The organism is Serratia sp. BW106, assembly GCF_002607755.1.
GTDB lineage: Bacteria > Pseudomonadota > Gammaproteobacteria > Enterobacterales > Enterobacteriaceae > Serratia > Serratia proteamaculans.
This window is the reverse complement of sequence record NZ_MCGS01000041.1, coordinates 133,170-147,294: the sequence shown is the minus strand read 5'-3', so window position 1 is coordinate 147,294 and position 14,125 is coordinate 133,170. Positions and strand designations below refer to the sequence as shown.

Sequence of the window (14,125 nt, the reverse complement as noted above, 5' to 3'; positions counted from 1 at the left end):
TCATCCCATAGACTCCTACCAATCCCTTTCTCCGGCCTGGCAACAGACTCATTATTACCATTCAGTTCGGTCAGATAGTTTTTGCGTAACAAGGAGAGTTTATATGCCCATCAATTTTGCCCCTAAGGTCGGGGAAATACTCGAATGCAATTATGGCAATTATCCTGTACCCGTTGTCCCTACCCACTTGCCCCATTTTTATAATGGTCACATTCCACCTGAAATGGTGAAAAATCGACTTATCGTGGTACTCAATGGAAAAATCAACGGTAACGCCTGCATTATTGTACCGCTGTCGACCACCAAAGATATCAGCAAGCTTAGCCGGGGTATGCATATTGAGATTGCCGATGAAGTCATTGAAGACATGCGATTCTTTCATCCACAAACACGTTGGGCCAAAGGAGATCTGGTGCAACAGGTGAGCCGCCAACGTCTTAACAGGGCACGTAAGGAACGAGGATTTCTCATCCAATGCTTGCATCGAGAACTGGTTGCCGAGATACAACGAGCGGTAATCAAATCAATTAATGCTCGAAACATGCTGCTGGCATAACGCTCAATCTGTTGACAAAACAAGCAAACCAGATAAGATTACTGCCGTAGCCGAAAAGGCCCTTATGTTATACCTTCCCTTTAAGGGACCCGCAAAGCCCAGCCATACCGCTGGGCTTTTGCCATTCTGAGATACCGCAACTTCCCCCGAAAATATCCTCATCCCGCCTATTGACCCTCACGTCACGTCAGGCTTTAGTATTCCTGCACGCACAAGGGAGGAGCACACTCATGCTATTAAAAGTTGGCGAACTGGCCCGCCGTTCCGGCATCACCGTCAGGACGCTGCATTATTACGACAACATTGGTTTGCTGGTTCCTTCTGCGCGTTCCGACGCCGGGTATCGCTTATATAATCGGGCTGACATCACCCGCCTGCACCATATTCAGGCGCTGCGCCGCATGGGCGTGACGCTGGCGGAAGTCGGGGCAATTTTGGCTCGTTCAGGCATGGCACTGACCACGGTGATTGAGCAGCAAATTACCATGTTGGAGCAGCAACTGGTGCAGACCGCCGCGCTACGCGATCGTCTGCAGCATATGCATGCGCAGCTCACCGCCGGGGATGAACCGGAACTGAACGACTGGCTGACTACGTTGGAGTTAATGACCATGTACGATAAATATTTTACCGCAGACGAGCTGGCGCAACTGCCCTTCTATCAGGCCGATCCGCTACGCAATCAGGAATGGGGCGAACTGGTCAGCAGTATCCGTCAGTTGATGGACCGCGGGGTGGCACCGCAAGCACTGCAGGCCCAGGCACTGGCCCGACGTTGGATGCTGATGCTGGAACGCGATACTGCGGGCAACCCGGCGTTCCTCACCCGGCTTAACGCCATGCATGCCGATGAACCCTCAATGCGCGAACAAACCGGTATCACCCCGGCGATGACTGACTATGTGACCCGGGCATTTGCCGAAACCAAGCTTTCGATTTACCAAAAATACCTGTCGGCAGAAGAATATGCCTATGTACGTCAACACTACTTTACCCGCCTGCAGGAATGGCCGGCGTTGATCGCCCAATTCCATCAGGCACTGAATGAGGGTGTGCCAGCAGAGTCCGGACAGGCAAGACAACTGGCGGCGCAATGGCTTGAGCTGTTCCAGTCCTATGCCGGTACCGATCCTGCCACCCAAATGAAAATTCGCCAAGCTATGGAGCGGGAGCCAACGCTCACCGAGGGCACCTGGCTGACCCCGCCGTTGCTGCGTTATTTGCAGCAGGCGGTGGCACAGTTAATGCGCGGTTAAACCTACTCAGCTCAGGTTATCCACCAGCCGGGTGATACCCGCGACACCCGCGTAGCAGTCCAGCAAAAACGCCGTCACCGCGGCGATACCCGGTGCATGGCGAATGTCGTCATGCACCGTTAGCCAGATTTCACGTTGTAACGACTGCGCGGCTGCCAGAGGTGCAAGCCCCAATTCTTGCCCGACAAAATGCGGCAACAGCACGATACCTGCACCGGCTGCCGCAGCCGCGGCCTGGATCATCAGATCGTTACTGCGCATAACCAGCGGCCGCTCTCCGGCTTGATCCTGCAGCCACTTCTGCTGCACAGAGGCCGCCCGCTCATCGTGATAACCGATAAACCCCCGCTCCGCTTCCGGCGTCACCCGCAGATAGTTCGCATTGGCATACAAGCCAAACTCGACGGTACCAATTTTTCGCGTGACCAGGTCGCTTTCGCTGACGCGGCTAAGCCGAATGGCAATGTCCGCCTCACCACGCAGCAACGAAACGTTGGCCGTCTCCGCCAGCAGGATGAGTTGTAAATCCGGATAACGCCGCTGCAATTGGGCAATTCGCGGCGCGATCAGCTTGAGCCCCATCACCGGTGGCACACTTAGCGTCACCTCGCCCGCGACGCCCTGTTGCCCATTAAGCGCGCTGCGGCTGATGGCAAAAGCGTTAAGCGTCATGCTGTCCCCCTGTGCCGCGATGCGTTGTCCATCGACGGTCAGCAAGTAGCTACGCGGACGGCGATCAACCAGTTTTAATGCCAGTGCCATCTCCAGGCTGGCGATTCGCCGGGCAACGGTGGCGTGATCAACCTTCAAACTGCGGGCCGCACCCGACAGCGATTTTTCACGGGCGAACACCATGAAATAGTGCAGATCTTCCCAATTGAACATGGGTGTTTTCTCACATCAACAGTGAACATATAGGGAGTATTACCGCGAAGGTTTAAGGCGCAAGCTATTTTCTGTTTATTTCGCCACCACAGGAAATCATGATGAAAAACTCGCTGCCGCTGGCCTATCTGGGCGTGATTATCGCCACCTTCTTCTGGGGCACCAACTTTAACGCCGGTGCCTATATCATCGCCCACCAGCCGCCGATCACCGCGTCGATTGAGCGTTTCAGCCTGGCGACGCTGGCACTCTTGCTGTTCTTCGGCCTGCGTGGGCAACTACGCCTCAGCACGTTGAAAAACAACTGGCCGGCTTATCTGGGGCTGGGTGTGCTGGGCTTTACGCTATTCAACCTGTGCACTTTTTTCGGCCTGCAATCCACCACGCCGATCAACGGTGCACTGATCCTGGCCACTACGCCGCTGTGGACGCTGGTATTCGGCGTGATCTGGGAGAATGAAAAACTGAACGGTTCGCGTATTGCCGGTCTGTTAGCCGGTTTTATTGGCGTGGTATTGGTGATTACCAAAGGCCAGATCCAAACGCTGTTGCGGCTGGAAATCAGCCCCGGTGACGGCATTATTTTACTCGGCAGCCTGGCCTGGGCGTTGAATATGGTGGGCACCCGCCGACTGGTGCACAACGCCACCGCCATCGAAACCACCAGCTACTCGATGCTGTTCGGTACCCTGGCCCTGCTACCGCTGGGGTTTATCTTCGAAAACCCGCTGCAAAGCCTGGCCACCGCCAGCCTCAGCGTACACCTGGCCGTGGTTTATCTGGCGCTATGCGGTTCGCTGTTGGCCTATCTGTTGTGGTTCAACGGACTGGAAAAAATAGGTTCGGTTCGCACTGCGATTTTCTTTAATCTGGCGCCGGTTTTCACTATGTTGGTGGCGACACTCACCGGTACTGCCCCCAACGTCTGGCAACTGGCCGGCGCAGCCTGGGTGATCCTCGGCGTACTGTTAGCCTCCGGCGTATTAATGCGCCTGACACAACGACGATCGGCTAGCGAGCAACCATAGGTTTCTCTTATCTTCAGCATAAGAAAGCCCAATTTACCTTGTCGACGTGGGCGGCGCATAATGCGCTTATCTTCTTATTTTTCAAGGTAAACAGGAACACTATGCCCCATACCACCCCGCTGATGCTTGTCGATGCCACACCAGACGACATGGTCACCGTGCAGCAAATTTACACCCATCATGTGTTGTACGGTGCCGCATCGTTTGAAGAAGAGCCGCCAACGCTGGAAGAAATGCAACAGCGGCTCAGTAAGGTGCAAGAAGCCGGGCTCCCCTGGTTGGTGGCCAAACGCGATAATCGGGTGGTGGGATACTGTTATGCCACCCCTTATCGGCCGCGCCCGGCTTACCGGTTTACCGTGGAGGAGTCGGTGTATGTCGCCGACGGGCAGCAAGGTCAGGGTATCGGCAAAGCCTTATTGGCAGAACTGATCGCCCGCTGCGAGTCAGGTCCCTGGCGCCAAATGTTAGCGACCGTCGGCAATGCCAAACACAATCAGGGTTCGTTGGCTCTGCATCAGACTCTGGGGTTTTGCAGCGTGGGCACGCTAAAGGCGGTGGGTTTTAAATTGGGCGAGTGGCGCGACACTCATATCATGCAGCGCACGCTGGATGCCGGTGATGTCAACCGGCCCTGATTGCCAGCGCAACAGGCAATCTGCGAAATATCAACTACAGTAAATAATGATTTCATTAGGTTAGCGAAAGCTCGCGCCATCATTCAAACCTATAGGGAGAGAACAATGAAAATTATTCTGTGGATTGTCGCCATTATCTTTATCGTGGGCCTGCTCACCATCACCGGTGTCTTTAAGCTGATCTTCTAAAATGCCCCGCGCCAGCCGGCGCGGGATTTATTCAGGCTTTCAAACGCCCCCGGATCGCGCCCAGCGCCGAAACCACCAGCAGCACCACGCCCCCAGCAATCAGGCCAAACACCACGTTGAGCAATGCAGGGATCACGCCTTGCAGGATCTGGCCGAAGGTCGGCACCACGGTGGCGTACGACGCCCAGTCCTCAAATAAATGGTGCACCGGCGGCAACCCGTGGGTCAGAATGCCGCCCCCGACCATAAACATGGCGATGGTGCCGACGATTGACAGCGTTTTCATCAGATAAGGAGCTGCACTGACAATGCCGTTGCCGATAGAACGCACCAGCGCACTGCTTTTGCGGCTCAGATACAGCCCCAGATCGTCGAGTTTGACGATACCGGCCACGATACCGTAAACCCCCGCCGTCATCACAATCGCGATACCACACAGCACGATCACCTGCTGGCTGAAGGTCGCCCCCGCCACGGTACCCAACGTAATGGCGATAATCTCGGCGGACAGCACGAAGTCGGTACGTATTGCCCCTTTAACTTTGCGTTGTTCGTAGGCTGCCACATCCTCATTGGCATCCAGCGCCTCTTTTTTCTCTTCACCACCCGTTTGCTTGCTGTGGGTCAGGCTGTGGAACACCTTCTCAAAGCCCTCGTAGCACAGATAAGCACCACCCACCATCAGCAACGGTGTAATGGCCCAGGGGGCGAATGCACTGATCAGCAATGCCAGCGGCACCAGAATTGCCTTGTTGATAAACGACCCTTTGGCCACGCTCCACACCACCGGCAGCTCGCGATCGGCCTTTACCCCGGTAACCTGTTGCGCATTCAATGCCAGATCATCCCCCAATACCCCGGCGGTTTTTTTCGCCGCCATTTTGGTCATTAGCGAAACATCATCCAGCAGTGAGGCAATATCATCGATTAAAGTCAGTAAGCTACTTCCAGCCAAAGCGGTTCATCCTTTTTAAATTCATCAGTTGTCACCTGTTTAGCATAGCGGTAACTGTGCCCAAATAGCCATCAGCATGGTCGGAGTGAAGGTATTATATTGCAATGATGGAGTAAAATTGAGGCATCAAAACAACGTCACCGGGGCAAGGCTCTGCCCCGGCAGACACAGGTTATCTTCTTTTACGCACCAGTTGCGGCCGTCGCGTCAGGTACTCCAGAGGAATACTCCACACGTGCACCAACCGTGTGAAGGGGAACAGCAGGAATAAGGTCATGCCCAGCACCAAATGAATCCGATAAATCGGTGCAACACCTTGCAGGAACTCTGAGGCACCGAAACGGAATGTCACCACATGCTGCGCCCAGTTCACCAGCTTCAACATCTCGCTACCGTCAGGATGCTGAGCCGAAAACGGTATTGTGCCCAACCCTAAAGAAACCTGGATCAGCAGCAATACCAGAATCAAAATATCCGCGCCGCTGGAAATCGCCCGTACGCGTGGATTAAACAGCCGGCGATACAGTAACATCAGGCCGCCAATCAGCATCAGTGCGCCACAGGCACCGCCCATAAACATCGCCATCTGTTGTTTCACCGGCATCGGCAACCAGGATTCATACACCCAGTGTGGTGTCAGCATACCAAAAGCGTGGCCAGCCAATACCCCAAGCACGCCTACGTGGAACAGGTTGGAGGCTACCCGCATCCAACGCTTATCCATAATCTGGCTAGAACCGGCACGCCAACTGTATTGACCGTAGTCATACCGCAACAGGCTACCAAGCAGAAACACCGTGCCGGCGATATACGGATAGATATCGAAAAAAAATACATCAAGGAAATGCGCCATCACTCACTCCCCTCTGGTTTGTGGCGCGGCAGCGCCAACGTCAAGATATTGCGGAGCCACAGAACCGGAGAAGCGACGCTGATGATGCTTCGCCTCTTCAGCGCTACAGCCGCCCTGCTCAACCATAAACCGCACCTGCTCTTCCTCCCATACCGCGTCCAGCGCCGCCGGCGTATCGTCACGCGCTTCTTCACGCACTTTAGGCATTAGATTTTTACTGCGTGCCTGACTGCCGGAAAGCTGAGTCAGCAGATCAAACAGTTGACCATAGCGGCTTTCCCGTTCGTGCAAGCGTGCGCCGAGCAGAGCCAGGATCGGCGCAATGCTTTCCAACCATTCCAGCGCTTCTTTCTCGGCCCCCATTGACAAGAAATCGAGAAACAACGGCAAATGGTCGGGTAATTCATAGGTATCCAACTGCAAGCCGGCCTGACGATATTGTTCAAGCAGGTTGATCATCGCCTGACCACGATCGCGCGATTCGCCGTGTACATGTTCAAACAATAACAGCGAGGTTGAACGACCACGGTCAAACAGACCGGTATATTCTGCCTGTGCGTCCAGCAGACGCCCGTTACAGCGCCAGTGGATCACGTCGGCCAACAAAGCTTGTTGTTGTGGTGACAATTCGCTGGCCTCGGGTAACGCCGCCAACAATTCATATTTCCCTTGCCACAATGCCTCATCGGGATATTCCAGCAGGCGCGAAATAATGCGGAGTGAAATCATAATTTCTGCCCCCCGGTTTTCGCCCCAACATCAATGGCATCGATACGTTTGGAGTTAAACAGATCAAACTTGCTGTCGCTGCCGTGACAACCATCGCCAAAGGTAAAGCCGCAGCCATTACGCTCGGGGAAGGCGTCGCGTGCCAGTTCGCGATGGCTGGTCGGGATCACGAAACGGTCTTCGTAATTGGCGATGGCCAGATAGCGGTACATCTCCTGTACCTGCGCTTCGGTCAGACCCACTTCATCCAGAGCGCTGGTATCATGTACCCCCTCCACCGTTTCCATACGCTTGTAGTGACGCATCGCCAAAATACGTTTCAGCGAACGTGCCACCGGTGCGGTATCGCCGGCGGTAAACAGGTTGGCTAAATATTGCAGCGGAATGCGCAATGCATCGATGTCCGGCAACACACCTTTGTGAGGCAAAACACCGGCGTCAGACGCCGACTGAATAGGCGACAATGGCGGCACATACCACACCATCGGTAAGGTGCGATATTCCGGATGCAGCGGTAGCGCCAGTTTCCAGTCCATAGCCAGTTTGTACACCGGCGAACGCTGAGCGGCATCGATCACGTTCATTGGCACACCGTCCTTGAGCGCCTGCTCAATCACCATTGGGTCATTCGGGTTCAGGAATACTCCCAACTGGCGTTCATACAGATCCTGATCGTTTTCCACCGAGGCCGCCTGTTCAATGGCGTCAGCGTCATAAAGCACTACGCCCAGATAGCGGATGCGGCCAACGCAGGTTTCGGAACAGATGGTCGGTAAACCGGCTTCAAGGCGCGGATAACATAAAATGCATTTTTCCGACTTGCCGCTTTTCCAGTTGAAGTAGATTTTTTTATACGGACAACCGCTGACACACATTCGCCAGCCGCGACATTTGTCTTCGTCGATCAACACAATGCCGTCTTCTTCCCGCTTGTAAATTGCGCCACTTGGACAGCTCGACACGCAAGCTGGGTTAAGACAATGCTCACACAGTCGCGGCAGATACATCATGAAGGTACTTTCAAACTGGCCGTACATCTCCTTTTGCACGTTTTCAAAGTTCTTATCTTGCGAACGCTTGGCAAACTCGCCCCCCAGATCGTCCTCCCAGTTGGCGCTGCCGGTGATTTTGTTCATCCGTTTGCCGGTCAGCAATGAGCGCGGCCGTGCCACCGGCTGCACTTTGCCATCTGCGGCGGTGTGCAGGTGCTGGTAATCAAAGTCGAAGGGTTCGTAATAGTCATCAATCTGTGGCATATGCGGGTTGGCAAAAATATTCGCCAATACGGCAAAGCGCCCGCCCTGACGAGGCTTCAGGCGGCCATTGATCTTGCGGATCCAGCCACCTTTCCATTTGTCCTGGTCCTCCCAATTCAGCGGATATCCCAGACCCGGTTTGGTTTCAACGTTATTGAACCAGGCGTATTCGGTGCCTTCGCGGCTGGTCCAAACATTTTTACAGGTTACCGAACAGGTATGGCAGCCAATACATTTGTCGAGATTCATCACCATACCGACTTGCGAACGAATTTTCATTTTTCCACTCCCCGGCCGCCGGCCACTGCTGCCGGTTGCTCGCTGTCATGCCCTTCGTTGTCCAGCCAGTCAATGCGCCGCATTTTACGCACGATAACGAACTCGTCGCGGTTCGAGCCGACCGTACCGTAATAGTTGAAGCCGTAAGCTAATTGGGCGTAACCCCCGATCATATGGGTAGGTTTAGGGCTGACACGGGTCACGGAGTTGTGAATACCGCCACGCTGGCCAGTGATTTCCGAACCGGGGACGTTGATGGTACGTTCCTGCGCGTGATACATCATGACCATACCGGCCTGCACCCGCTGGCTGACCACCGCACGGGCCGATAAAGCACCGTTGACGTTGAATGCTTCGATCCAGTCATTGTCTTCAATGCCCAGTTCTTTAGCATCGGTTTCGCTGATCCATACCAGTGGCCCACCTCGCGCCAGCGTCAACATCAACAAGTTGTCGCTGTAGGTCGAGTGGATGCCCCATTTCTGGTGCGGCGTCAGGAAGTTCAGCGCTTTTTCCGGGTTGCCGTTGGGGCGTTGATTAAACATCGGTCGCGTGGTGCGAGTGTCGATAGGCGGTCGATACACCAGCAAGCTCTCACCAAAAGCACGCATCCACGGATGATCCTGATAAAGCTGTTGACGACCGCTAAGCGTTCGCCACGGGATTAGCTCATGCACGTTGGTATAGCTGGCGTTATACGACACATGATCGTCTTCTAAACCGGACCAGGTCGGGCTGGAGATAATTTTACGCGGTTGCGTCTGTAGATCGCTGAAGCGAATTTTGACATCCTGCTTCCCCAGCGCCAGATGAGTATGATCACGGCCGGTCAGCTCTCCCAGCGCACGCCAGGCTTTTACTGCCACTTCACCGTTGGTTTCCGGCGCCAACATCAACACCACTTCTGCCGCCTGCTTCGCCGTATTGATCACCGGCCGACCGTCGGCATGACCTCCGCTGTGACAACGGTTGAGTTTACCGAGCAGGTCTATTTCCTCCTGGGTGTCCCAGTTGATGCCTTTACTGCCGTTGCCAAGCTTATCCAGCAGCGGCCCCAGCGAAGTAAAACGTGCGTAGGTATTCGGATAGTCGCGCTGTACTACTGCTATCGAGGGGGCGGTTTTCCCCGGGATCAGCTCACATTCACCTTGCTTCCAGTCGAGCACCTCAAGCGGCTGCGCCAGTTCGCCCGGCGAGTCATGCAGAATGGGCACCAATACCACATCGGTTTCTTCACCCAGATGGCCAACGCAGACTTTTGAAAAACTCGCCGCCAGACCTTTATAGATTTCCCAGTCGCTGCGCGACTCCCAGCACGGGTCCACTGCGGCGGAGAGCGGATGAATAAACGGATGCATGTCCGAGGTATTCATGTCGTCCTTCTCATACCAGGTGGCGGTTGGCAGGATAATGTCGGAATACAGGCAAGTCGTCGACATGCGAAAATCCAGCGTCACGACCAGATCCAGCTTGCCTTCACGCGCCTGATCGAGCCATTCCACCTCTTGCGGTTTTTGCTGCCCTTGCTGTCCGAGATCAACCTGCTGGATACCATGTTCGGTACCCAGCAAATACTTGAGCATATATTCATGCCCTTTACCGGAAGAGCCCAATAAATTCGAACGCCAAATAAACAGGTTTTTTGGGCTATTTTGCGGATCGTCCGGTTGCTCTGCGGCGAAGCGCAGGCTGCCGGATTTCAACCCGTCCACCACAAATTCCTGCGGTGTTTTTCCTTGCTGTTCAGCCTGTTTGGCAATATTCAACGGGTTGACGTTCAATTGCGGAGCGGAAGGCAACCAACCCATCCGTTCGGCTCGCACATTAAAATCAATCAGGCTGCCACCGAAACGGGATTTATCAGCCATCGGTGACAGCAGGTCCTCAGTATTGAGCGTTTCATAGCGCCATTGGCTGGAATGGTTGTAGAAGAATGAGGTGGTATTCATCTGACGTGGTGGACGGCTCCAGTCCAACCCGAATGCCAAGGGTAGCCAGCCGGTTTGCGGCCGGAGTTTTTCCTGCCCAACATAGTGCGCCCAACCACCTCCGGTCTGGCCAACACAGCCGCAGAAGACCAACAGGTTAATCAATCCGCGGTAATTCATGTCCATGTGATACCAGTGATTAATACCGGCACCGACGATAATCATCGAACGTCCGTGTGTTTTGTCGGCGTTGTCGGCAAACTCGCGAGCGATGCGAATAATATTGGCGCGCGGTACGCCGGTGATTTGCTCCGCCCACGCGGGTGTGTAAGCTTTGACTTCGTTATAATCTGTGGCGGTCAGCGAGTTATCTGCCTGTGTCGTTCCCCAGTCACGGGCAAGACCGTAATTAGCGATCATCAGGTCATAAACGCTGGCGACGTATGCCTGTGACCCCTCTGCCAGCGTAATTTGTTTCGCCGGGACCGGATGATGCAATACATCCTGCAATGCCACCGGGCGAAACTGTTCACTTTCCAATCCACCGAAGTACGGGAAGCCGACCGATACCACCGCATCCTGCTGACCCAGCAAACTCAGTTGCAGTTTGACCTCGCGCTGTGACTGCCCGGCGGTCTGGGTTAAGTTCCATTTACCCTTCTCACCCCAGCGGAAACCGATTGATCCCAACGGTGCCACCAGATCGCCGCTAAGTTGGTCAATCGCCACCGTTTTCCATTTCGGATTGTTGCTTTCCCCCAGTTCATCGACCAAATCCGCAGCGCGCAGCTGACGCCCGGCAGCATAGCTGCCGTCTTCACGCAGCTCCAGCAACACCAGCATAGGTAAATCACTGTATCTTGAGACATAATCGGTAAAGTACTGGCTAGGTTTTTGTAGATAAAACTCTTTCAGAATCACATGACCCATCGCCAGGGCAATTGCGCTGTCGGTTCCTTGCTTCGGTGCCAGCCATTGGTCGCAAAGCTTGACAATCTCCGCATAGTCCGGAGTGATCGCGACCGTTTTGGTCCCTTTGTAGCGTACCTCGGTGAAAAAATGCGCATCTGGCGTGCGGGTTTGCGGCACGTTGGAACCCCAGGCGATCAAGTAAGACGAATTATACCAATCTGCCGATTCCGGCACGTCGGTTTGCTCGCCCCAGGTCATCGGCGAAGCCGGTGGCAAATCGCAGTACCAGTCATAAAAACTCAGGCAAGTGCCGCCAATCAGTGACAGATAACGGGCACCGGATGCGTAGGAAACCATCGACATCGCCGGAATAGGCGAGAAACCAGTAACCCGGTCCGGGCCGAAGGTTTTGGCGGTGTAAACATTGGCAGCGGCGATAAGTTCATTCATTTCATCCCAACTGACGCGCACCAGCCCACCACGCCCCCGAGCCTGTTTGTAACGCTGGGACTTTTGCGGATCGCTGACGATTGCAGCCCAAGCGTCAACCGGATCATCGTGAACTTGACGGGCTTCACGCCACAACTCAAGCAAGTGCAGGCGCACCAACGGGTGCTTCAACCGGTTGGCGCTGTATAAATACCATGAATAGCTGGCACCACGCGGGCAGCCACGCGGTTCATGATTAGGTAAGTCGGGTCGGGTTTCAGGATAGTCAGTTTGCTGTGTTTCCCACGTAACCAATCCGTTTTTGACATAGATCTTCCAACTGCATGAACCGGTGCAATTGACGCCATGAGTTGATCGGACAATCTTGTCATACTGCCATCGCTGACGATAGCTATCCTCCCAATCCCGATTAGTATCAAGCGTTTGTCCGAAATCATCCGAAAACGTGTCACCCAGTTCCTTGAAATAACGGAACCGGTCAAGAAATTTGCTCATCGACATTCTCCATCAAGCCGCCAGCCGAAACCGTCGTTGTAGGTGAATAATTTTTTTTATATTTAAATCAATAAATTGAATGCTAATTATGAAGTAAAGTGCCGCAGCAGGCTGTTGCAGCACTTTTTTCAGGATAGACAAAAACCATGACATTGCCGTGGAAGAGGACAAGAAATAAAAATCGGATTAAGAAACGTATTTGCGAATGCGGAAACCCTCGACCAGACTAATGGCAGCGATCTTGCACATTGAGGAGCCACGGTCATGTCGCCATTGCCAAACACTGAAAAACATACCGAAAAAGGTGTTTTATCTAGCTGGAATCCCGAAGATCTCCAATTTTGGCAGCATACTGGCCACAGTATTGCGCGACGTAACCTCTGGATTTCCATCCCCAGTCTCCTGCTGGCTTTCTGCGTCTGGATGCTGTTCAGCGCCATCACCATCAACCTGAATCGCATCGGCTTTAAATTTACCACCGATGAACTGTTCATGCTGACCGCGTTGCCTTCCCTGGCCGGTGCCTTCATGCGCGTGCCCTACTCGTTCGTCATTCCGATTTTCGGTGGCCGCCGCTGGACCGCTTTCAGTACGTTAATTTTGGTGATCCCATGTTTGTGGTTGGGCTTTGCGGTACAAAACCCTGCCACACCGTATTGGGTATTTGTGATTATTTCATTGATGTGTGGAGTAGCTGGAGCTAACTTCGCCTCCAGTATGGCCAATATTAGCTTCTTCTTTCCGAAAAACCGTCAGGGCGGCGCATTGGGGTTGAATGGGGGTCTGGGCAATCTGGGCGTCAGCGTCATGCAGTTGGTGGCACCGTTGGTGATAACCAGCGCTATTTTCGGCGCTTTCACCGGCGGTGGTCAGGTCACGCCGGAAGGCGAAACGTTGTGGATACAAAACGCGGCGTTTATCTGGGTGATCCCGCTGGCAATTTTTGCCGTTGCTGCCTGGTTTGGCATGAATGACATCGCAGCAGCCAAAGCCTCATTGGGTGACCAGTTGCCGGTGTTAAAACGCCTGCATATGTGGGTGATGGCGCTGCTGTATTTGGCAACATTCGGTTCATTTATCGGCTTCTCGGCTGGCTTTGCCATGCTGTCAAAAACCCAGTTTCCTGACGTAGTGATTACGCATTATGCCTTTTGGGGACCGATGATAGGCGCGCTGGCGCGACCTGTGGGCGGAGTGCTGGCCGACCGATTCGGTGGTGCACGCGTTACCGTACTGAACTTCTTCATGATGAGCGTATTTGCTGGACTGATCTTTCTGACCTTGCCGGGCAGTAACGGCAGCGGCTCGTTCCTGGCTTTCTTCGTGGTCTTTTTGGGGTTATTCCTGACGGCAGGCTTGGGGAGCGGATCAACCTTCCAGATGATCTCGATTATCTTCCGTTATGACACCACCCGACGTGTGAAGGCCAACGGCGGGAGCGACGAAGAAGCTGCGCGTGAAGCAGCGACCGACTCTGCCGCCGCGCTCGGCTTTATCTCGGCAATTGGGGCAGTCGGTGGTTTCTTCATTCCTAAAGCATTCGGTACTTCACTGGCGCTGACCGGTGCGGCAGACAGCGCAATGAGAGTGTTTTTGGTGTTTTATATTATATGTACGCTAGTAACCTGGTGGTTCTACGTACGCACTAAAATCGATAACAGAAAATAATCTGCTCAGTGTCACGCAGCCTAAGCATGCGTGGCACTGAGCTATCGG

Annotated in this window: 11 protein-coding genes; 5 read left to right on the top strand and 6 right to left on the bottom strand. The window is 54.0% G+C overall.

What is annotated here, in order from left to right:
• Positions 1-103 precede the first annotated feature (103 nt).
• Together BEI65_RS22855 and BEI65_RS22850 are read left to right on the top strand one after the other, a co-directional pair.
• Positions 104-556, top strand: a complete 453-nt coding sequence (locus tag BEI65_RS22855) for a type II toxin-antitoxin system PemK/MazF family toxin (RefSeq protein WP_099065204.1) — start codon at positions 104-106, stop codon at positions 554-556.
• A 230-nt stretch (positions 557-786) separates the two neighbouring features.
• Positions 787-1,812 (top strand): MerR family transcriptional regulator, encoded by a 1,026-nt coding sequence (locus BEI65_RS22850; RefSeq protein ID WP_099065203.1) that lies wholly within the window; start codon positions 787-789, stop codon positions 1,810-1,812.
• Between the two features lie 6 nt (positions 1,813-1,818).
• On the opposite strand, the gene BEI65_RS22845 is transcribed toward BEI65_RS22850, so the two are convergent.
• The gene (locus BEI65_RS22845; protein WP_099065202.1) at positions 1,819-2,697 is read right to left on the bottom strand and encodes a LysR family transcriptional regulator; all 879 of its coding nucleotides are present in this window, start codon (positions 2,695-2,697) and stop codon (positions 1,819-1,821) included.
• Positions 2,698-2,795: 98 nt separating this feature from the next.
• Here BEI65_RS22845 and BEI65_RS22840 point away from each other — a divergent pair, with 98 nt between their 5' ends.
• Together BEI65_RS22840 and BEI65_RS22835 are read left to right on the top strand one after the other, a co-directional pair.
• Positions 2,796-3,725 (top strand): DMT family transporter, encoded by a 930-nt coding sequence (locus tag BEI65_RS22840; protein ID WP_232519147.1) that lies wholly within the window; start codon positions 2,796-2,798, stop codon positions 3,723-3,725.
• A gap of 101 nt (positions 3,726-3,826) precedes the next feature.
• On the top strand, positions 3,827-4,363 hold the full coding sequence (locus BEI65_RS22835) for a GNAT family N-acetyltransferase (protein ID WP_099065200.1): 537 nt from the start codon (positions 3,827-3,829) through the stop codon (positions 4,361-4,363).
• 220 nt (positions 4,364-4,583) lie between these two features.
• Here BEI65_RS22835 and BEI65_RS22830 read toward each other — a convergent pair whose 3' ends face one another.
• The 5 genes from BEI65_RS22830 to BEI65_RS22810 all read right to left on the bottom strand — a co-directional run bounded on the left by BEI65_RS22830 (position 4,584) and on the right by BEI65_RS22810 (position 12,409).
• Positions 4,584-5,507 carry a DUF808 domain-containing protein gene (locus BEI65_RS22830; RefSeq protein WP_099065199.1) on the bottom strand — a complete coding sequence of 308 codons (924 nt, stop codon included), beginning with the start codon at positions 5,505-5,507 and terminating at the stop codon, positions 4,584-4,586.
• Positions 5,508-5,679: 172 nt separating this feature from the next.
• Positions 5,680-6,360: a respiratory nitrate reductase subunit gamma gene (narI, locus tag BEI65_RS22825; RefSeq protein WP_099065198.1), complete on the bottom strand. Its 681-nt coding sequence runs from the start codon at positions 6,358-6,360 to the stop codon at positions 5,680-5,682.
• Positions 6,361-6,363: 3 nt separating this feature from the next.
• Positions 6,364-7,089, bottom strand: a complete 726-nt coding sequence (narJ, locus tag BEI65_RS22820) for a nitrate reductase molybdenum cofactor assembly chaperone (protein ID WP_099065197.1) — start codon at positions 7,087-7,089, stop codon at positions 6,364-6,366.
• Positions 7,086-8,624, bottom strand: coding sequence for a nitrate reductase subunit beta (narH, locus tag BEI65_RS22815; protein ID WP_099065196.1), 1,539 nt, complete (start codon positions 8,622-8,624; stop codon positions 7,086-7,088). Before narH ends, narJ begins: the two co-directional genes overlap by 4 nt.
• The gene (locus BEI65_RS22810; RefSeq protein WP_099065195.1) at positions 8,621-12,409 is read right to left on the bottom strand and encodes a nitrate reductase subunit alpha; all 3,789 of its coding nucleotides are present in this window, start codon (positions 12,407-12,409) and stop codon (positions 8,621-8,623) included. The genes narH and BEI65_RS22810 overlap by 4 nt, the downstream gene beginning before the upstream one ends.
• A 264-nt stretch (positions 12,410-12,673) precedes the next feature.
• Between BEI65_RS22810 and BEI65_RS22805 the strand changes: the two genes are divergently transcribed.
• Positions 12,674-14,077, top strand: coding sequence for a NarK family nitrate/nitrite MFS transporter (locus BEI65_RS22805; protein ID WP_099065194.1), 1,404 nt, complete (start codon positions 12,674-12,676; stop codon positions 14,075-14,077).
• The last annotated feature ends 48 nt before the right edge of the window (positions 14,078-14,125 follow it).